Source organism: Nostoc sp., assembly GCF_036917615.1.
Classification (GTDB): domain Bacteria; phylum Cyanobacteriota; class Cyanobacteriia; order Cyanobacteriales; family Nostocaceae; genus Nostoc.
In genome coordinates this window covers 77,574-98,637 of sequence record NZ_JBALCZ010000091.1, presented here as the reverse complement: position 1 = coordinate 98,637, position 21,064 = coordinate 77,574, and the positions used below count along the sequence as shown (strand labels likewise).

General features: G+C 42.2%; 18 protein-coding genes and 1 tRNA gene. 10 read left to right on the top strand and 9 right to left on the bottom strand.

Annotated features, from left to right (window positions below; genetic code table 11):
- Positions 1-297 precede the first annotated feature (297 nt).
- The 3 genes from V7K85_RS33325 to V7K85_RS33315 form a co-directional block, all read right to left on the bottom strand.
- Positions 298-534, bottom strand: a complete 237-nt coding sequence (locus V7K85_RS33325) for a DUF4327 family protein (RefSeq protein WP_190731329.1) — start codon at positions 532-534, stop codon at positions 298-300.
- Between the two features lie 800 nt (positions 535-1,334).
- The gene (rbfA, locus tag V7K85_RS33320) at positions 1,335-1,754 is read right to left on the bottom strand and encodes a 30S ribosome-binding factor RbfA (RefSeq protein WP_334820502.1); all 420 of its coding nucleotides are present in this window, start codon (positions 1,752-1,754) and stop codon (positions 1,335-1,337) included.
- 123 nt (positions 1,755-1,877) lie between these two features.
- Positions 1,878-2,084, bottom strand: coding sequence for a DUF751 family protein (locus V7K85_RS33315; RefSeq protein ID WP_334820500.1), 207 nt, complete (start codon positions 2,082-2,084; stop codon positions 1,878-1,880).
- 165 nt (positions 2,085-2,249) lie between these two features.
- Here V7K85_RS33315 and V7K85_RS33310 point away from each other — a divergent pair, with 165 nt between their 5' ends.
- Complete coding sequence (locus V7K85_RS33310; protein WP_334820498.1) at positions 2,250-3,107, top strand: DNA adenine methylase; 858 nt, start codon at positions 2,250-2,252, stop codon at positions 3,105-3,107.
- On the opposite strand, the gene V7K85_RS33305 is transcribed toward V7K85_RS33310, so the two are convergent.
- The 3 genes from V7K85_RS33305 to V7K85_RS33295 form a co-directional block, all read right to left on the bottom strand.
- The gene (locus V7K85_RS33305) at positions 3,079-3,555 is read right to left on the bottom strand and encodes a PD-(D/E)XK nuclease superfamily protein (protein ID WP_334820496.1); all 477 of its coding nucleotides are present in this window, start codon (positions 3,553-3,555) and stop codon (positions 3,079-3,081) included. The genes V7K85_RS33310 and V7K85_RS33305 overlap by 29 nt on opposite strands.
- 313 nt (positions 3,556-3,868) lie before the next feature.
- Positions 3,869-5,089, bottom strand: coding sequence for a HetZ-related protein (locus tag V7K85_RS33300; RefSeq protein WP_334820494.1), 1,221 nt, complete (start codon positions 5,087-5,089; stop codon positions 3,869-3,871).
- A gap of 407 nt (positions 5,090-5,496) precedes the next feature.
- Entirely contained in the window at positions 5,497-6,156 is a 660-nt protein-coding gene (locus tag V7K85_RS33295) for an L-threonylcarbamoyladenylate synthase (RefSeq protein ID WP_334820492.1), read from the bottom strand.
- An 85-nt stretch (positions 6,157-6,241) separates the two neighbouring features.
- Here V7K85_RS33295 and larC point away from each other — a divergent pair, with 85 nt between their 5' ends.
- The gene (gene larC / locus V7K85_RS33290) at positions 6,242-7,522 is read left to right on the top strand and encodes a nickel pincer cofactor biosynthesis protein LarC (protein ID WP_334820834.1); all 1,281 of its coding nucleotides are present in this window, start codon (positions 6,242-6,244) and stop codon (positions 7,520-7,522) included.
- 42 nt (positions 7,523-7,564) lie between these two features.
- Here the strand turns inward: larC and V7K85_RS33285 are convergent, their stop codons facing one another.
- Positions 7,565-9,169: an NAD(P)H-hydrate dehydratase gene (locus V7K85_RS33285; protein WP_334820490.1), complete on the bottom strand. Its 1,605-nt coding sequence runs from the start codon at positions 9,167-9,169 to the stop codon at positions 7,565-7,567.
- A gap of 717 nt (positions 9,170-9,886) precedes the next feature.
- Positions 9,887-10,180, bottom strand: coding sequence for a hypothetical protein (locus V7K85_RS33280; protein ID WP_334820488.1), 294 nt, complete (start codon positions 10,178-10,180; stop codon positions 9,887-9,889).
- A gap of 159 nt (positions 10,181-10,339) precedes the next feature.
- Between V7K85_RS33280 and V7K85_RS33275 the strand changes: the two genes are divergently transcribed.
- From V7K85_RS33275 to ylqF, 5 genes are all read left to right on the top strand, one after another.
- Positions 10,340-11,545 carry a murein hydrolase activator EnvC family protein gene (locus tag V7K85_RS33275; protein WP_334820486.1) on the top strand — a complete coding sequence of 402 codons (1,206 nt, stop codon included), beginning with the start codon at positions 10,340-10,342 and terminating at the stop codon, positions 11,543-11,545.
- Positions 11,546-11,610: 65 nt separating this feature from the next.
- A tRNA-Arg gene (locus tag V7K85_RS33270) sits at positions 11,611-11,683 on the top strand.
- 241 nt (positions 11,684-11,924) lie between these two features.
- Positions 11,925-13,400, top strand: coding sequence for an SIMPL domain-containing protein (locus V7K85_RS33265; protein WP_334820484.1), 1,476 nt, complete (start codon positions 11,925-11,927; stop codon positions 13,398-13,400).
- An 809-nt stretch (positions 13,401-14,209) separates the two neighbouring features.
- The gene (locus V7K85_RS33260) at positions 14,210-14,620 is read left to right on the top strand and encodes a VOC family protein (RefSeq protein WP_334820483.1); all 411 of its coding nucleotides are present in this window, start codon (positions 14,210-14,212) and stop codon (positions 14,618-14,620) included.
- Positions 14,621-14,651: 31 nt separating this feature from the next.
- The gene (gene ylqF, locus V7K85_RS33255; RefSeq protein ID WP_334820482.1) at positions 14,652-15,533 is read left to right on the top strand and encodes a ribosome biogenesis GTPase YlqF; all 882 of its coding nucleotides are present in this window, start codon (positions 14,652-14,654) and stop codon (positions 15,531-15,533) included.
- Between the two features lie 27 nt (positions 15,534-15,560).
- Here the strand turns inward: ylqF and V7K85_RS33250 are convergent, their stop codons facing one another.
- Complete coding sequence (locus tag V7K85_RS33250) at positions 15,561-17,045, bottom strand: VanZ family protein (RefSeq protein WP_334820481.1); 1,485 nt, start codon at positions 17,043-17,045, stop codon at positions 15,561-15,563.
- Between the two features lie 310 nt (positions 17,046-17,355).
- Here V7K85_RS33250 and V7K85_RS33245 point away from each other — a divergent pair, with 310 nt between their 5' ends.
- The 3 genes from V7K85_RS33245 to V7K85_RS33235 all read left to right on the top strand — a co-directional run bounded on the left by V7K85_RS33245 (position 17,356) and on the right by V7K85_RS33235 (position 20,946).
- Positions 17,356-17,562: a hypothetical protein gene (locus V7K85_RS33245; protein WP_334820479.1), complete on the top strand. Its 207-nt coding sequence runs from the start codon at positions 17,356-17,358 to the stop codon at positions 17,560-17,562.
- A gap of 135 nt (positions 17,563-17,697) precedes the next feature.
- Complete coding sequence (locus V7K85_RS33240; RefSeq protein ID WP_334820477.1) at positions 17,698-19,350, top strand: adenylate/guanylate cyclase domain-containing protein; 1,653 nt, start codon at positions 17,698-17,700, stop codon at positions 19,348-19,350.
- Between the two features lie 228 nt (positions 19,351-19,578).
- Positions 19,579-20,946 carry an NAD-dependent succinate-semialdehyde dehydrogenase gene (locus V7K85_RS33235; protein ID WP_334820475.1) on the top strand — a complete coding sequence of 456 codons (1,368 nt, stop codon included), beginning with the start codon at positions 19,579-19,581 and terminating at the stop codon, positions 20,944-20,946.
- Positions 20,947-21,064: the final 118 nt, after the last annotated feature.

Genomic DNA, 21,064 nt, shown 5'->3' with positions numbered 1-21,064 from the left:
AGTGAAGTTCCTACACTTTTATCGGATCAATGTACGAAAGTCACAGAATCTACATACTAGACTCAAGCTGTAGCACCAGATATACAGCACAAATGGTTCTGATGCCTACTTTAACTTGAAAAATTGTATAATTTAAGACTCTAATGCTTCAGTGTTAATGAAAAACGCAAGATTCTGTACGGGGCAATGCTCATCAAAAACCAGAGATTATTCCCCAGATTGGGCGTCAAATCGTTGATGGTGACATCCACACATCAAAAATAAAGTCCCAATCCCAAATCCGAAATCAAACATTGATTAGTCGTTGTCCCACTGTTCACGACCAATTAGGTCGCCAATGCGATCGCGTAACAAAAAGTCACATTTCTCTAATTCACATTCAACGCAAACCCACTCTCTCGCTGGAATGTATTGGCAAAGTGTATAGATTGGCTGTTGTCGGCTAACCATTCCCTTTTGCACCAGTCGGCGTGCTTCGTCTTGAATCAGATCTAGAGAGTAGTAATTTATAGAAGGCACCGTATTCACACTCATGGTTTTTACTCACAAATTAACACTTAGGATAATGTTCCCGTTAATAATTAGGAACAAACATGACAGAAATTAGACTTGTGGCTAGGATTTTGTAGTTTGCTATACGGAACTGTTTTTATTTTGACGCTACATATCCAGAAATTATCTCAAGAAATGTTAAGAAAGTCAACAAATCCTGACACTTTGGCAAAATCCGCTTTACAAAAAAAATTCCGAGTAGTTAACTTAACCTGCTGGGGTAGCTGTATGACTTTTACTCAACAGCTCTGAAAGTTTTGCCATTACTGCCTTTAGGCATGATTTGGCGGTTGGGAAGAATTCACATGGCGTCACAGAACAGCTCGCCGCAGGCATCGCTTACATATCAAATAATCACCTTAAAACCGGATCTAAAACTGCTGGTATTTATCTAAGAGTAAACAATACAAAAATATTTGTCTGATACTAGGGTATAAACTGTTGCAAAACATAACGGCTAAAGACACTACAAAGGCTTTTACTTTAGTATCTGTTAACAATTTCTTAAATAAACCCGTAATTGCTTGGTTATTTTCAGCACTAATATCACACAGTTTTCTTTTGATAAACATCTAAAGAAGGGTGGAGTAATACTAATTCATAATTAGGACATACATAAAAATGCTTGAGACAAGATAAACAGAAAACGTATACATGCAACTACCGATCCCTGAAGTAGGTTATGGTCACATTAAAACAGACGCGATCTAGTCACGTCTGTAAACTGTTTGGCGGATTTGCTGAGATTAATTGTTCTGAAGTTACATTGTTATTTAAGTTACTTATTCACCGGATGATTCATCATCTTGATCTGTGCTGTCTTCTACAGCTACCAGATTTTCTGGCGGACGCTCATGGTTAAGTTGGCTTAGTAGTGCTAGTACCTTATTACCGCGTTCTATGGAGCGATCTTCGAGAAAGATGACTTCTGGTGTGCGACGTAGCCGTACCCGCGCCCCAAGTTCGCTGCGGACGTAACCCGTGGCCGACTTTAAGCCTGCCATTGTTTCTGCCTTAGCTTCATCTGTACCATAGATACTGACGTAGATTTTGGCGTGTTGGAGATCGCCGGAAACATCAACATCAGTAACACTTACCATTCCTGTACCCACACGGTCATCCTTAATGCCGTTGAGCAGCATTTGGCTAACTTCCCGTTTGATCAGTTCAGCAACGCGGGAAACGCGGCGATTTGTAGCCATAAAAATTTCGCCTCCTCACAGAGGTTGTACGACAAAAATAGATGCAAGTTGCGTAGACAGTATTTAGCGTGAGCAATGCCAAGAGCAACCGTCTGTGGGGCACAGCCCCGATATAGCGCTAGTTTAGATTGTACTCAAGCCCAGCATTGCCCGTAGAGTGAAAGTAAGGAAGACTAGGCTGCCCACAAATAAACCCAAGATAGCGATCAAGGTGACTGGGCGCTTCAACAGTGGCACTAATGGCGCAAAGGTGTTCAGAAACAGCCCTAAGACGATACTAATTAAGTACCGGGGGTAGCGAAAGACGTTATCCCAAAATCCGTCAAACATCTGAATGTAAACTGCCTTGTTATATACTTACGTTTGTTTTGATCTGCTTTATCTACTCAATTGTAATCTATGCGGCTAGAAAATTAGCCAGTTAATATAAAATATGGCTCGTCGGTTATATTGGCTTTATTTAGTCGCGATTATTTTCAGTTAAATCGGAATTAAATGGTAATTCAAATCCCCAAGGAAACTAGCCCGCGTCCATTTTTGAAGTGGGCAGGGGGTAAAAGTAGGTTGATACAGCAATATATTCCTTATTTTCCCAAAAGTTATAAAAATTACTATGAGCCATTCTTAGGTGGGGGTGCTGTTTTTTTCTATCTCCAACCAACCACAGCCATTTTAACTGATATTAACACCGAATTAATTAACACTTATTGTTGTGTTAGAGATAATGTTGAGGAGTTAATTTCTATATTGAAAGAGCATAAAAACCGACATAATAAAGATTATTACTATAGTGTCCGAAACAACTATGGTGGTACTAATATAGAGAAAGCTGCTCGAATAATTTATCTTAATAAGACTTGTTTTAATGGTCTTTATCGAGTCAACTCACAGGGCAAATTTAATGTGCCTTTAGGCAGATATGAAAATCCCAATATTTGTCATGAGGAATTACTACGAGTGGCTTCTATAGCACTTTCTCATGCGGAAATTCAACAAGCAGATTTTACAGAAGTCCTAAATCATGCGACTAGCAGTGACGACTTTGTATTTTTTGACCCGCCCTACCATCCTATAAACAACACTAGCTATTTCACCGCTTATAGTCCAAATTCTTTTAGTAAAAAAGACCAAGAACTTTTGAGAGATACTTGTGCCGAGTTGGCAAGTCGTGGTGTCAAAGTTATGGTATGTAATTCTGATAGTGAATTTATTAGAAAGATTTATACAGATATCAATTTTGAAAGCTATAGAATCAAAGCAGCACGATCAATTAACTCAAACATAAAAAATAGAGGGATGATCTCTGAACTATTAATTACATCTTTTAAAGATTTTTATTTGCCCAAGCAATGAATCTGTCTAAGCTATAAACTGCTAATAAATTATGGTTATCATTCACTCTTGCTTTCAGCCATTTACTTGCGCCTTCTCGCATACCTTCACCGCCTAAAATCACAATAGTTGGTGTAGGGTAATAGTGCTGAATATTCATGTTTAAATAAGGAAATTTTTCATCAACCGAACCGGGGCTTTCTTGCCATTTGCACTCGAAAATTAAACCAGATGGCATTGCAGGTGAGCCAATAACATAAAAATCAACTTTCAGAAGGGTATGATAAATTCCAGTTCCAATATAAACTTCCTTTCCATAACGTTTTGGTAATAAAGCAGCATTCAATATAAATTCTTTTGGGACATAGTTCCCTACTTGGAAATAATTATGCCCATTTAAGATTGCTTCTACATTTCCTTCTAAAATATTCCCAGACTTATTTGCCCGTCCGCCTTGAGTCAGAGCCATCCTAAATCCCTCTGCCAAAAGTCCTGCTTATTATAGGATTTCACAGAAGCAGTAACAAATGGTCAGTTGCTTAATATGAATTTTTGATTTTGACTAAACAAGGTTGGATTAATAGGTAAAAAATCCGAAAACATTGGTATTTTTGTACTAAATAAATACAAATGTATTAATAATTTGGATCAGGAACGAGTTACTAATTTAGGGAAGTATGAAAGGAATGGAATTTCCTTTTCTCTTTGCCCCTTAACCTTTTTTTAACCTCTCTAACAACTAGAATTTAGCTTGGATAAATTTTAGTGATTTCATCTTAGCTTCAACCCGTCTGTGCCTCAGTATGACCGTTGCGGATAGCCCATGCTAGTTCTAAAAGTTGAGTCCAACGCTTTTGTAGCTGTTTGGGGGTGCATTTTATAGCTTTGGCGATCGCAACGTCGTTTTGTCGGGCAGTTTTTAACTGTAATATTTGCTGTTGCTGTTCTGTGAGTTGATTCACAAAAATTTCCCACTGCTGGGAAGATAAACCCAACTTTTGCTCTAAACCCGCACCTAACCATTGATGTACTAATTGCCAGTGGTGTTGCTTGGCAAACTTTTCTACGTGGTATTTGAAGCGTTGTTGGAGATAATCACGCTGACGGCTAGTTAAACCGAGAATTTGGTCAATTTCTGGGGCTGAGAGGTCTTGGAGTTTCAGACTAAGATAGTTCATACAGTCAGATTGGCCTTGAGACTCCAGGTATTTCATCAATTCAGTGATGACGCGATCACGTTCTGACTCTTCTGATGGATCGAAATTAGTTTGGGCAATCATTTGCGATCGCAGCTGTTGCACCGCCGAGTTGCGCTGGTAAGATTCTGCTTCTTCACCCTTAGCAGACTCTACCGCCATTTCAATATCCACAGTAGTTTCTTGTGGCTGACGACGAGCAAAACCTTGGGCACGCAAGATAATCAATTGCTGATTTGCACCACCTGGTAAATTGATCCGGCGTTTGGCATACTGCTCCGTAAAGGCCATGTATTCAGCTAATTGTAGCTGAGTACGCGGCGTGTGATCCTCAGGTAGTTCGTTTTCTCTGCGGAAAGCTTTGATCGCTTCGATATAAAATGCTTGTAAAAAATCTTCAATTAGGCTGTAACGAGCTTCAAAACCCAACTCAGAGCCGGATGTAGTCACATGGCGGTAAACCATAGCACCTAAATTGCTATGTAATTCCACACGCCCTTGTTTGGAACCTAGTTGGTAGTAACGTAAGCACTTTTGCATCCGATGCCTTCCCAACGTCATCTGCCAAGACTTGATTTGCCCAGATGTTTGGATACGAGAGCTTTTGTCGCAAATGCGTTCTACTTCTACGGCTATGCGCTTTGCTAAAGCTTCTACGCACTTGGGTGCTGCTTTCACTTGCGCTTGCATTTCCTCACACAGCAACTCAATCAAGGTATCACTGCTGCTATCTGAAAATTCTTCGGTCGAAACGTGGTTTTCAAAAATGGGTCTAGAGTTTGGTAGATTGACGACGTTAGCTTTCATGACTTTTCCAGGTAGTAGTATTGCACCGTAATTACAACGCAGACACAGCGATCAAGGCTGGCCTTGGCTGGAGAATCTTTGGGCATTCATCCATCAAAACTTGCCGCATGTAATGCTCACATCTAAAGCTCATATATAAAACTGTAGGAAATACGAAAGAGTTACAGTTATGGCAATGTGTCGGTTTTTTCACAAGCCACCAGATTGCCGCTGGGACAAAAGTACCCGCCATTTTCTGAAAGTTGTCAAATACCTTGCTGTGCCAACTGTTGCCACCATCCTGTTATATCCACTGCTTCACTAAATAGCTCGTAGTAGACATCGTCTTTAAGTATGACAATTTCAAAAGTGGAGTTTTTTTTATCACATTTTCCGAAACAAACAGGTGCGCCTGTGAAGTTTAATTCTTATACCCATGCTGCTGCTGCTTCCCAACCTAAACCCCTCCGTATAATTACTGCTTCGTCTCCGGTCATATCCAAGATGGTAGACACTTCAAATGTAGGTTCTTCGCCAGTGTCTATAATTATGTCTACCAACTTGTCCAAACGGTCAAATAGCTCTACCCGCGACTGAACAGTTTCTGGGTCTATCCGAATCATGCCATTATCTGCTTCATCTGGTGGCAGATGTGCTGAAGTTGAAATAATCGGATTGCCCAACGCTGCCAACAACTCCAAACACACAGTATGGTTTGGTACTCTAATTCCAGTAGTTTTCCGCTTGGGGCTTTGCACCAATCGCGGTACTAACTTAGTAGCTGGGAGCAAAAACGTGTATGGCCCTGGAATCAGGCGTTTCATAATTCGATAGGCTGTGTCACTTACGAAGGCATAAGTTGCCACATTTGAAAGCGAGGGAGATAAAAATGTCAGTGGTTTATCATTTGCTAGCTGTTTAATTTGCCGCACTCGTTCTACCGCCGACTTGGCATTCAAATCACAACCGATCGCATAGACTGTATCAGTAGGGTAAAGCATGACTGCGCCACTAGAAAGCGCCGACTTTATTTCCTCTATTCGGCGAATTTGAGGATTATCCGGATGAACTGGGAAAATTTTTGCCATAGAAAAACTGGGGATTGGGGACTGGGGATAGGAGAGAATAACTCTTGACTAATGACCAATGACTAATGACCAATGACTAATGACTATGAATAAAATAGTTTATTTTCAATGTCCGACAGGAATTTCTGGTGATATGTGCCTGGGTGCTTTGGTAAGTTTGGGTGTTCCTATGGAGTATTTAATTGAAAAACTCAATGGATTGGGTATTGAACAGGAATATCAGTTAAGGGCGGAATTTGTCCAACGCAATGGTCAGCAGGCGACTAAAGTCTATGTGGATTTAGTAGACGATGATCATCACCATCACGATCGCGAACACAGTCACGATCACACACGCCACCTGCCAGAAATAGAGCAAATGATTCTCAAAGCAAGGTTGCCATCACGGGCAGAAGCTTGGAGTTTGGCGGTATTCCGACAGCTAGCAGTAGCAGAAGGAGCAGTGCATGGAATTTCCCCAGAAAAAGTTCATTTTCATGAAGTAGGTGCTGTAGATGCGATCGTAGATATTGTGGGTACTTGCCTGGGGTTAGATTGGTTGGGGATTGAGAGCAATGACCAAGGATGGCCCCTACTTTACTGCTCGGCGTTCCCGACTGGGGGCGGCACTGTTCGGGCTGCACATGGTCAGATGGCGGTACCAGTACCAGCGGTATTAAAGCTGTGGGAAATGCGAGGTTGTCCAGTTTATAGCAACAGCATTGAACGAGAACTAGTGACACCAACAGGAGCTGCGATCGCTACTACTTTGGCAAGAGATTTTGGTTCACCACCTGCGATCGCTATCAAGCAAATAGGACTGGGAGCCGGAACCATAAATTTACCCATTCCCAATATTCTACGCCTCTGGCTGGGTGAAAGCCCAAGTTTACAGTCAAACTTCAGCGATTCTGAAGATACTACCGCAAATTTAGAAACCATCTCCGTACTAGAAACCCAAATTGATGATTTAAATCCGCAAGCGATCGGCTATGTGTTTGAGGCATTGTTTGCGGCTGGTGCGGTGGATGTTTTTACTCAAGCGATCGGCATGAAAAAGTCCCGTCCAGGGATTTTGCTGACTGTGATCTGTCATCCAGAAAATTTACTCAGTTGTGAAGCGATTTTATTTAGCGAAACCACTACTTTGGGCATTCGGCGAACAACTCAGCAACGCGCCATTTTACAACGCGAAATTCAACAAGTGGAAATTGAATATGGCAAAGTGCGTGTCAAAGTTGCATGGAAGGGACAATCACCAGAAAAAGTTATTGTTAATGTGCAGCCAGAATATGAAGATTGTGCAGAGTTAGCCCGAAAACATAATATTCCCTGGCGCGAAATTCAACGGCTGGCGCTACAGCGTTGGTATTTAGTCAATAGCTGAATCCCCTCGTTCCCAGTCTCAGAGTGGGAACGAGGGGATTGACTAACTTAGAGCTTTCACTAAGTATTGTGTTAATGTAAACGCATCTACACCCAATTCGGTACGCTTTTGGGCTGCTAAAATACCCGCTTGCGAATGCCACCAAGCGGCAGTTGCCACAATATCTTCTACGGGAATCTGTTTAGTTGTCGCTTGTGCCAACAATCCACCCATTAGCCCAGTTAATACGTCGCCGCTACCGCCACGCGCCAAGGCGGGTGTGCTTTCAGGAACAATCCAAACGGCACCTTGAGGGTTTGCTACGGCAGTTCTCGCCCCTTTCAACAACACTACAGCCCCACTTTGCACTGCTGCTGACTGTACTGCTTTCACCCTGTGATGTTTGGCATCAGCGACATCAGGAAACAATCGCTGGAATTCGCCAGTGTGGGGTGTGAGTATAGTTAGTGCTTGACGTTTTTTTAATGTGGCGATCGCTCCCATTTGTGCCAGGATATTTAAACCATCGGCATCAAGAACCAAAGGGCGATCGCTGTTGATCACTTCTCGGACAATCGGAGTCGCATCTCGTGTTAAACCGGGGCCACAGGCGATCGCATTAAAGGAACTCAGATCAGTGTTTTCTGGTAATTGTAATTGGGCAATCGCTCCGGTTTCCGTCTCTGGACAACCGACAATTAGTGCTTCTGGCAAGTGTGACACCAAAAGAGATTTCAGGGATTCGGGTACGGCAATCGAAAGCATCCCTACACCACTAGCCCTAGCACCCAAACCAGTTAAAATTGCTCCACCTGCATAGCGCCGCGAACCGCAAATCAACAGTAAATGTCCTTGCTTATATTTGTGGGTGACTGGTGGACGGGGTACGAGTAGAGTAGCAAGTGCCGTTGCTGGTGTAATACGTTTAATCCTGGGTGCATCTTTTAAAACAGCTTCCACATCAGCTAAAGGAATATCGAAATCGATTAACTCAGCTTTGCCGAGATATTCCAGCGCCTGATCTTGGAAAAAAGCTAGTTTCCATAAACCCAAGCAAAAAGTGTGAGTGGCGCGAATGGCAGTTCCTAATACTTCGCCTGTGTCGGTGTGTAAACCTGAAGGTAAATCGATGCTATAAATCGGCACAGGCAATTCATTTAGCTGATTAATTGCAGAGGCAATGGGATCAGTGAGGTTTCTTTCTAAACCATACCCAAACAAGCCATCAATCAACAAATCAGAATCTGGCAGTTGCTCAATTGTTTGATAAATTGGAATGCCCAAACTCTGAGCATACTGCAAATGCTGCGAAGTTAATTCCTTGAGCTTAGAGAAAGGAGAATAAATCCAAACTTCATACCCGCGAAAGTGTAATTCACGGGCTACTACTAAAGCATCGCCGCCATTATGACCAGGGCCGACAAGAATTCCGACACGAGATCCCCCCGCCTGTGGCGACCCCCTTTTTAAGGGGGTGTTTGCAGGAACAGAACAAGCCTTTTTAAGGGGTGTTGGGGGGATCTCTTGAATGCGACGGGCAATGAATCCCGCCACCTTTTCCATCAAAGCTACTACAGGCATTCCCGCTGCAAAGATCCGCTCTTCAATATCGCGCATCTGCCCAGCAGTCACTACCATTTGTGAAATTTTTTCTTGCCTGTTCTGCATCAGTCCTAAGTCCTGTTAGCGGATAGCTATGGTTTAGCCCGTGCTGAGTTATGAGTTTCAGGGTAACTGAAACTTTAGCAGATTTCAAAACCCTTCATTTGTATGAAGGGTTAATAGCATCAGGATAAGGGAATTATTTCACACAATTGCTGAAACAAGAAGTTTATTACTTTACTCATCAGCTTAAAAGAGGATGTGCTTACCACCTAGCAACTTCTCACCTTGCTCACTGACGTTAGCTTTGAGTGAATCGTGATCATCGATGAATTTTTTAGTACCGTTTTGCGTAAAAGCCTAGCGTTTTTATTGCGACCGATACATTGACAATGCGGCCGACGCATTAACATTGCAAGGGGATGCATTAACAATGCGGCTGACGCATTAACATTGCGACCGATGCATTGACAATGCGGCCGACGCATTAACATTGCAAGGGGATGCATTAACAATGCGGCTGACGCATTAACATTGCAAGGGGATGCATTAACAATGCAAGCCGTATTTCGATTTGCTGTTCATATAAGAAAGCTCTTTGATTTTTGAACAAGACTCAGTACAACTCAAAGAGCTTTCTTTCCTTTTGCTTCTTGCAAGAGTGCCTATTGCCCTCTACGCAAGTAAGTTCAGGAATCAAATCGGATTGCTATAGCAGCATGGCATTCATCAACTAGCGATCGCTCGATCTGCGAATCCGAAGAGAATACCGATAATGAGTAACTAGGGATTCTCTTTAATAGTGACTAATCCATGTATGCCTAGCGCTGCAATTACTCCTCCCAGTAATCCCCAAGTTCCATCGGCAAATACATTGATGCGATGAATGTAGATGCGATGATAGGCGTACTCTAACTGTCTATCATTTACTTTTCCTACCTCTACCAGGTTTTCCACATATCTTTCAGCTTTGATCAGTGCTGCATAATCGAAATTAAACCAATATAACGATACTCCCACCACTGCTAAACCTGGAAAAACCAAGGTAATTAAGAGAATTGCTATACGTGCGTTCATACATTTCATTGGCTGATATACCTGCTCAATGCTGACATAGCTGGAATCCTTGTGTTACAACTTGGCAAACCAATTTAATAATGCATTGGAGTGGGTAAATCAGATTTTGGGAATAATCCTCATAGGGTTTGAAAACATCATTTTGGTTAGGCTCACACTATGAGAGCGCAATTTATCGCAAAAAAGCAGATTTTTGGCTATTTATCTATTGCATTTTGCTGCATTTTGTGGATTTGTTTGGCATTAATTCCAGCCCACGCAACGTCCACAGAGTCTATTGATACTTTGCAACAACAGCAGCAACAAACAAATCAGCAGCGTGAGAGTGTGGTTAACGATCGCGATCGCTTAACAAATCTCCAACAAGAGGCCCAAAAATACCTCACTGGTTTAAAGCAAAATCTGCAAACTACAGATAACTCTCTTCAAGAGAGCGAATCACGATTACAACTCGCCACCCGACGCCTTCAGCAGTTGGAAACTGATTTAGCTGTAGCGGAACGTTCCTATCAGGAGCGGCAAATAGCAACAGTAGCACGATTGCGTTATCTCCAGCGATCGCCAGCATCTGTTGGATGGGCAGTTTTGCTCCAAAGTCAAAATATCAGCGACTTTATCAGCCGCCGTCATCAGTTGAAGTTAGTGTATCAGGCAGACGAACAAATTTTGGTAAAACTCAACCAACAAGCAATTTTGATCAACAAACAAAAAACGGACGTAGAACAGCAAAAAAATGAAATCGCCTTGATTCGTGAGCAACTGTTAGCACAAAAAGCCGATTATCAAACTCAGGCGCAATCGCAATCAGAATTGATTCAACGCCTCAATAGCGATCGCCTGGCCTTGGAAGCAGCGCAAAACCAGCTAGAGAGGGAATCCAAAAATTTGGAAATCTTGATTCAACAAAAGGTAGCAGAAGCTAGAGCAACAGAAGAGGCGCAAGCAAAAACCAATAGCCGGACAAGCATGATTATTCACGGAACTGGTGTAATGGCATATCCTAGCGACGCTCCTACTAGCAGTCCCTTCGGCTGGCGGATACACCCAATCCTTGGCTATCGTCGCTTTCATGCCGGGTTAGATTTTGCCGCTAGCTATGGTAGTACAATTCGGGCAGCCGATTCGGGAAGAGTGATTTTTGCTGGGTGGTATGGTGGTTATGGCAGAGCTGTAATTATCGACCACGGCAATGGTATGACTACACTGTACGGACATACCAGCGAGTTGTATGTTTCCGAAGGACAAGCAGTTGAACGCGGACAAGCGATCGCTGCTGTGGGTTCCACAGGTTTCTCAACTGGCCCCCACCTCCACTTTGAAGTTCGTCGGAATGGTACACCCGTCAACCCCGCCGATTATCTTTAACCCAGAAACCAAGTTTTTCTAGGCTGCAAATTTGATCACAGACGTGCTATAATATGAAATATTAAGGGCGCGTAGCTCAGTGGATAGAGCAACAGATTCCGGTTCTGTGGGTCGGGGGTTCAAATCCCTCCGCGCTCGTTATATTTACAAGACTAACCATAAAATCGAGATGTCATTTTCTCTCATGGGATAAACTCAATTTACCGTATGAGGTTGAATAGCAACGGATAGCTGAAATACCATAAAACAAAAACACCCTATGAAGTGGGGTGTTTTGGTTGAGTTTTGAGTTTTGACTTTTTGAGTATTAGGGTTTAATTTTTGGTAAGTCAATAAAACATCAACAGGTTTCAAACATCATTTAAGCAAGGAGAATAAGATGGCTAACACAAATAATCTCACAGTTGTGAGTGGGCAGGCTCCTGCGATCATCGATCCCCTGACTGGTAACACTAATCCAAACACTGCTCAGATATTGAAAGTTACTGGTCAAGGAGAAGTCACCGTTCCCACTACTTTAACTGAGGTGCAATTGGGGATTCAAGTAGACGGAAAAACCGTAACCGAAGTTCAACAAGAAACTGCTCAACGTTCAACAGCAGTAGTTGATGCGCTGCAAAAGCTTGGGGCGCAAGAACTTCAAACTACATCTATTCAACTAAATCCCGTCTATAATGATAGCCAAATCCTAACTGGCTTTACAGAACTCAACACACTTCAGTTTGAGTTACCAACGGCTCGAGCTGGGGCAGCAATTGACACAGCTATCCAAGCAGGGGCGAATTTAATACAGAATATAAGCTTCACTGCCTCAGACCAAGCATTGCAGCAGGCACGTTTGCAGGTTCTTAGCGAAGCGGTTAAAGACGCCCAAGCTCAGGCTGGGGCTGTTTTTAGTACCTTGAAGTTAACCCCCGGAAAGATTATTGACATTAATATTAACTCGGCTGACAATCCTAGCCCATCTCCTTTGGTGTTTAATGCAACAAATAACGCTTTTGCAAAGATTCCTACAACTCCTATAATTGGTAGTCCTCAGACGATAGAAGGTAGTGTTTCTCTAGATATCGGTTATTCTCCAAATTCAGCAGCTACTCTCGCTTCGGCTACTGATAATCTTACAGGTGCGAGTAAGCCGGCTGTTGCGATCGTCGATCCCCTGACTGGTAACACTAATCCAAACACTGCTCAGATATTGAAAGTTACTGGTCAAGGAGAAGTCACCGTTCCCACTACTTTAACTGAGGTGCAATTGGGGATTCAAGTAGACGGAAAAACCGTAACCGAAGTTCAACAAGAAACTGCTCAACGTTCAACAGCAGTAGTTGATGCGCTGCAAAAGCTTGGGGCGCAAGAACTTCAAACTACATCTATTCAACTAAATCCCGTCTATAATGATAGCCAAATCCTAACTGGCTTTACAGAACTCAACACACTTCAGTTTGAGTTACCAACGGCTCGAGCTGGGGCAGCAATTGACACAGCTATCCAAGCAGGGGCGAATTTAATACAGAATATAAGCTTCACTGCCTCAGACCAAGCATTGCAGCAGGCACGTTTGCAGGTTCTTAGCGAAGCGGTTAAAGACGCCCAAGCTCAGGCTGGGGCTGTTTTTAGTACCTTGAAGTTAACCCCCGGAAAGATTATTGACATTAATATTAACTCGGCTGACAATCCTAGCCCATCTCCTTTGGTGTTTAATGCAACAAATAACGCTTTTGCAACAGGTACTAGAACTCCTTTAATTGGTGGCACTCAGACGATAGAAGGTAGTGTTTCTTTAGATATAGCTTATTCTCCAAATTCAGCAGGTACTGTCGATCTAGCTCTTAATGGATTGCAGCGATCTGCTTAATCAGGACTTACGCAACTGTCACAAGCCTGACTTTTCACGGTATCTGGAAAACCTCACTTCTATTTCTCTCTCCTAAGACGAGAGAGACTTTGAATTTTCCCCCTTAGAGCGTCGGGAAGGGGTTAGGTGTTTCGTGGTTTTTCCACATAACGTGAAAAGTCAGGTTATCTAGCCTGCTAAGTATCCTGTTATTTAGTTATATAAATGTTGTAACAGCTTTAGAACTTAACAGGTTGTTAGTGTCGATTGGTGGGATAGCGTAACCGCGTCTTCCTGTTCCCTCAGCTTGATTCATAACAAGGCTAATAATTTTCCCCAAGTGCTTAGGGCGTGTCATCAGTTAATGTAAAGAAAGATAAAGTAGAAACTGACCCAAATCAAAGGATTTGCTCACCATGACAAGCGGTCGTTATGCCCTACGGGATGACCAGTGGGAAAGAATTAAAGACCTGTTACCAGGACGAGACGGTACTTAAAATTTAACGGCGATGGCTGCGCCAACGCCTGCCGTAGGATACCCGAACGCGAACAGCGTCTCCTTTAGGAGAAGGGCTGTAGGGCGATCGCATTCTCAGAAATCCGCTTCCAGGAAGTTGTAGTAATAACTTATTATATTTGACACCACAGCTTTTTTGACGCTCAAATTTATGCTAGCTAAATTACCATCATTTATATTCATACTTCTATTAGGATTTGCTATAACTCAAACCTTTGGATGCACAACTGATAAAGATAATTCAGCGATCGCTCGAGTGTAAGAACTTTAGAAAAGTGAGAGTCTCAAAAAAATCAAATAACTTAAGGCTTATATGGTTTTCCAGTACACTAACGCATTTGTCACCATAGCATCAGTTAATTTTGAGGAGTTAGTGAATTTCTATACTAGATTTCTGGAGCAAAAGCCAATTATTTTGATTGCGAATATCTATGCTGAGTTTAATTTGGTTGGTATGCGATTAGGTATTTTTAAACCCAAGAACACAAACGAATCGGAATTTGAAGCGATGTCTGACGACAAGCCACTTTGTGTGTACGCCAAAAGTAAGATAAGTTTGTGTTTAGAGGTGAGTAACTTAGAAGATGCGATCGCTCACCTAACTGCTTTGGGCTATCCTCCACCAGGGAACATTTCCATTGCTGACCACGGCAGAGAAATTTATGCTTATGACCCTGATGGCAATCGTCTGATTTTACATCAAGCCATAGTGAATGATAATTGATAAGTGATAATAATTTATTTGGTAATTGACTATGGCTATAACTCAAAACTATAGATTAAACCTGATTCAATGGTATCCAGGTCACATTGCTAAAGCTGAAAAGAAGCTCAAAGAACAGCTGAAGCGCGTAGATGTGGTGTTTGAAGTCCGAGACGCCCGGATTCCCTTAGCAACTCACCATCCCCAAATAGGTGAGTGGGTGGAGGGTAAGACACGGGTGTTGATACTTAACCGAGTAGATATGATTACGCCGCAAATGCGATCGCTGTGGATAGATTGGTTTAAACGTCAGGGAGAAGTCCCTTATTTTACCAACGCTCAACATGGTAAAGGTATAGCAGAAGTAGCACGGGCAGCGCAAGCCGCTGGGGTAGAACTCAATCAAAGAAGAAGCGATCGCGGAATGTTACCCCGTCCAGTCCGGGCTGTGGTGATTGGTTTTCCTAATGTCGGTAAATCAGCTTTGATTAACCGTCTGTTAGGAAAGCGAGTAGTGGAAAGTGCAGCCCGTCCTGGGGTGACTCGCCAACTGCGCTGGGTGCGAATTTCCGAACATTTGGAATTGCTAGATGCTCCTGGTGTCATTCCTGTAAGATTGGAAGACCAAGACGCAGCATTGAAATTAGCCATTTGTGATGATATCGGTGAAGCATCTTACGATAATCAGCTAGTAGCAGCAGCCTTAGTGGATTTACTAAACTATTTGGAAGCTGTAGCCACAGATTTACTACCAAAAAAACCATTACAGTCCCGCTACCAACTCGATTCAATATCCGACACTGGAGATATCTATTTGCACGCCTTGGCGGAGCATCGTTACAAAGGTGATATAGAGCGAGCTGCAAGACAACTTTTAACAGATTTTCGCAAGGGTTTGCTAGGTGAAATCAGTTTGGAATTACCACCCAATTAAATCAGAGTGACAGAAAATGAAAAATTGTTAATTTCTCCTTTTTAATTGAGCAGCCCGCACTCTCAAAATCAACATAGTTCCTCCTGTAAATAACATACCTAGTAATAGGCTTTTTAGACTGAGGTTTTTACCACTCTCACTTACTAAAATACCTTCCAATATTAGAGAAGGTATTAATATTCCCCCCCAAATCAATAACTTAGAAAGTATCAATCTTTGTTTTGCTAAAAGAGTTAATATTGTTAAGCAAAATCCGAGAGGAATAAAAGTTAGTGCATAGTAAAAAATCCTCTGATTTCTAGGCATTAATTCCAATAAATTCAAAGAGTAAAAATTATGTAAATTGTCTACATATACTTGGATAGTTGCTCTACAATAAGTGATGATTATGTGGTGAGGGTTAGTGTCTATAAAAATATTAGGTATATTCAGTATTAAGTCTGCTCCATTTTCTCCAGTCATCGGCGTTCTTAATCGAAAATCTAAGTTATTCCCCTGCTGTCCCAGCGTCAAATTGCGACGTAGGGAATTGCCAGAAATTGAAATAATGCGGGCAGGGCCAAACTGCTCTGAGTTGGCAGTAGCAAGGGTAGTGCTGAGTGTAAATTCAGATTTTTTACTGATTCTTTTGCTGAGAGTTGTGACAGGAGTAGCTGTTTTTAGCCAATGACTAGAACTCAAAAAAACACCTTTACCTTCCTGTGTATCTGAGGGCTGTCCTTGCCAGAATAGTTCTGGCAATTGTCCAGTCAGTTCTTTATAGCAACATTTTCCTTTTAATTGATAATTAGCTATTAGAGAATTACCAAGATTATTAAAGTAACTTGAATCAGCTAATCCTTGTGCTACCTCATTTGTTGAAATGGCTCGATCAGCAATATAAACTTTAGACATGTATCCTTGCCAAGGTCTATCCCTCGTTTGTTCGTTGCCAATTAGCAGTCGATAATTGGCATCCCAATTACTCAAATGTATCGTACTCTGCGAAAATAGCGAAATCATAAATGTTAGAAATATATATCCAATAAAAAATACTCCTATCTGTTTAACTGAGCGGCTAGCTCTGCTGTTTTCTATAGATGCAACAGTATTATTAAAGCTTTGACTATTCCATAGATAAAAGCAAATCAAACCAAGAAATCCACCAATAGTATTGTTCACAATGTCTGATGGAGTAGGCATTCTTGAAGGGAGGAATACTTGCAAGACTTCAACTGTCAACGATAAGCTAGCACTCACCAGGGTAACTATGAAAATTTGCACTCTTGGTTTTATCCTTAGTTTCTGCAAAAGTCTAGTGAAGCCGAAACCTAAAGGCATAAACAGCAAAAAATTATTTATCTGGTCTTGAAAATTACTAGCATTGTTAAAACTGGCAAAAATTTCTGGCAGAGAAAACCTGTCTGGGATGGAAAAATTAAATGGAAAAAGTGTAGCTAATAGTACTAAGAAAATATTGGCTATGACAATCAGCCAATTAGATGCATGAGGAAAAATCGGGCGTTGATTCATCAGGTTTTATGTTATTATTATGACTAAAGATAAATAGCAATAAAGGTAATTATTTCCAATACATCAATGATTGTTGAGAGTAAGCACCTAAACTTTTTAATCAGTTGTTCGTGCTAAGTATGAATTACTAATTACCACTAATAGATGCTTAAATCTACTTTTGAAGTACACGCGATATCAACGCTGCTTTTATATTATTTACTAGTAGATAATTATGATCACTAAATTATGAATAATTCATCAAGCTATTATGAAAACTACATATAGCGGTTCCCATATGGGTTTTATTAAGAAAGGCAGCAGCTAGGAGGTGAAGCAGTGGGGCCTTAGGGAAACTCCCAACACCCTTACGGGTAAAGTTTCTCGCGTCGCTAATGCTAGTCGCCAGTTCCAGAAAACCCCCCCCGCAGTGCTGAACTCACCACGCTGGCTCACAAACATTGAAAATTTGGTGGTTCCCCTTCACAAAAAGATTCAAACTCTTTCTACACTGAACCTCCAGCAAAATTCCTCCTAAAATGTAATATCTGTCACATACAGTTGTCGGAATGCAGTTAACAGTGTCATAAAGAAAAGGTGAAGGTTAACCTGTAGGGTATAACTTACCTCACAGCTGCTTGTAACTCTAGCTTCGATGGATCTTATCACACTCATGACTGAACTCACGCTACGCCTACAAGAGGGAGATACCGACACAACGATCGCAGTTGAGCAAGATGTATTTACAATTGGCCGTTTGCCGGAATGTAACTTGTACTTACCTTTTGCTGGAGTATCCCGCAACCATGCTCGCCTTGTGAAAACGGCTGACGGTGTGTGGACTATTGAGGATCTGGGTAGCAAAAACGGGACGCAAGTCAATAAATATCTTGTTAGCTATCCTCAAGAGTTACATCACGGCGATATCCTTTGGCTGGGCAATGTTAGCCTGGTAGTGTTGCTCACAAGCGCTGTTTCACAATCGACACCTGAGTATCCCGGAACTTTGGACACTAATGAGCAAAGAACAATCCTTCACAATGTCGAACAATTACAACAGCAATGGATTGCAGCTGATAGCAAGGATGGCAACATCAATAATAAGGACAAAACCATTGCCCGTCTCAAAGACTTAGTGGATATAGCTAAAAATCTCTGTGCGGCGGCATCTATAGAAGAGATTTTTTCCCAAGTGCAACAAGTGGTTTTTCGTTACCTTGATAGTATTGATCGCTTGGGATTATTAATTGATGTCAATGGTTCCGGCCAGTTAGAATTAGTGAATGCTGCCACTAGAAATATTTCTCAAAAGAAACAACTTCCCTCTGATGGTAGTTGGATTAGTCGTAGTATCTGTCAAAAGGTATTTGACGAAAAAGTCGTTATTCAAACTGCTGATACCCATCAGGATGAACGCTTTGCTAGTGAACAAAGTATTTTGGTAAAAGGCATTCGTAGCGCGATGGCGGTGCCTTTATGGGATGAAAATAAAGTTGTGGGCGTACTGTATGCCGATGCCAATCTTTCTTCTTACCATTGGGCAAATGAAGGCGAGGAAGAACTCAGCTTTTTTTCAGCTTTAGCAAACCTTGTGGCTTCAAGCGTTCAGCGTTGGCTACTAGTAGAGAAACTCAAAACTGAAGAGATGATTCGTCATCGGCTAGAACGCTACCATTCTCCAGCAGTTGTACAACAGTTGATATCTCTAGGCGGATTACCGGGTGGTCGTTTAGCTCCCACCGAGAGCGAAATCAGTATTTTGTTTGCGGATTTGGTTGGCTTTACGGCAATTTCTGAACGGTTAACACCAACTGCGATCGCTCAACTGTTAAATAATTTATTTGAAGAAATGCTCAAAGAAGTGTTTACTTGGGGCGGCACTTTAGATAAGTATATTGGCGATTGTATTATGGCATTTTTTGGCGCTCCAGAACCGCAACTAGATCACGCCGATCGCGCTGTTACTGCTGCTAAGGGAATGCTCATTCGTCTCGAACATCTTAACGCCAATGGTTTTTGGCATGAACCCCTTCAATTACGTATTGCTATTAATAGCGGTAAGGCTGTTGTGGGAGATGTCGGTAGTTCTCAAAGGGTAGATTATACGGCATTAGGTGCGACGATTAATCTTGCTGCGCGCATGGAAGTAGTTTGTCCCCCTAGTGAATGCGTGATTAGTGAAGCCACTCACAAAATGCTTTCACGACCTTCAGATTTCCAAGAAATGGGAGATTATCGTTTCAAAGGTATTGAGCGATTAGTAAAGGTTTATCAGACAAATTTGCAGCAAATGCCAACAATTATTAGTCCAATCATTAATTTTTAGTGATGGTGTATTGAAAAACAACTAACTAATGACTAATTAAAATTGCAAATTTTAACAATATAAATACACAGTGAAGTTGTATATTTTATTTAAAAACTAATTGCGAAATTGTAATATTAAGCAACTAATTCTGGGTTAAAAGACTAAAATTTGGGTGTAGCTTCCAGAATTGATCTGTGTAACACTAGGAAGCCTACCTGAAGCTATTTTTTAACGGGAGGTCAGGTAATGGCGATCGCCAGCATTAATCCCGCCACTGGGGAGACTTTTCAAATATTTGAGCCGCTCAATGATGCAGAAATTACGGCTAAACTCGATTTGGCTAATCAGGCTTTTGAACAGTATCGCCAGACTAGTTTTTTGACACGATCGCACTGGCTGCAAAAGGCTGCTGATATTTTAGAGCAAGACAAAGCAGAATTTGCTAAGTTGATGACTCTGGAAATGGGTAAGCCATTTAAAGCAGCGATCGCGGAAGTCGAAAAATGCGCCGTCGTCTGTCGCTACTATGCCCAACACGCCCCGGATTTTCTCGCTGATGTCAGTATAAAAACTGATGCCAGCCAGAGTTTTGTACGTTATCAACCAATGGGTGCAATTCTCGCGGTGATGCCGTGGAATTTCCCTTTTTGGCAAGTTTTTCGCTTTGCCGCACCAGCCCTAATGGCGGGAAATGTCGGCTTACTCAAACACGCTTCCAACGTGCCGCAGTGCGCTTTGGCAATTGAAGACATTATCCGACGAGCAGGTTTTCCTGAAGGTGCTTTTCAAACTCTATTAATAGGCGCTACCAAAGTCGCCGATTTAATGGCTGATGACCGCGTAAAAGCTGCTACCTTGACCGGAAGCGAACCAGCAGGCGCATCCCTCGCTGTCGCCGCTGGTAAACAAATTAAAAAAACAGTTTTGGAATTGGGAGGAAGTGACCCATTTATTGTGTTAGCAAGTGCTGACTTAGAGACAGCAGTTGTCACAGCTACTACAGCGCGGATGTTAAATAACGGGCAATCATGTATTGCAGCGAAACGTTTTATTGTCGCAGAAGCGATCGCCGACAAATTTGAAAAATTGCTTTTAGAAAAATTCGAGGCGCTGAAAGTAGGCGATCCCATGCAACCAGATACCGATTTAGGCCCACTGGCAACACCTGGTATTCTCCAGGATTTAGATCAACAAGTGCAAAATGCCATCAGCAGCGGTGGTAAAGTCCTCATCGGTGGACATCCTTTATCAGATCGTCCGGGGAACTTTTATCCGCCAACCATTATCATAGATATCCCGCCTGACACACCAATTGCCAAAGAAGAATTCTTCGGCCCGGTAGCCTTGTTATTCCGGGTTCCAGATATGGATGCTGCCATTAAACTCGCTAATGACTCACCCTTTGGCTTAGGTGCAAGTGCTTGGACAACCAACGACCAAGAAAGCGATCGCTTGGTTGAGGAAATCGAAGCAGGTGCCGTGTTTATCAATGGTATGGTCAAATCTGATCCCCGATTGCCCTTTGGCGGCATTAAGCGTTCTGGATATGGCAGAGAATTGAGTATCCAAGGGATACATGAGTTTGTCAATGTTAAAACAGTGTGGGTTAAATGATTAGGGGAGTGGGGAGTAGGGAGTAGGGGAAGAAGGGGGACAAGGAAGATTCTTCAAGTTGTTTTAAGTATCCCACTGCCCATTCCCCACTCCCCAATATCGTCGCTAGTTAGGAAAT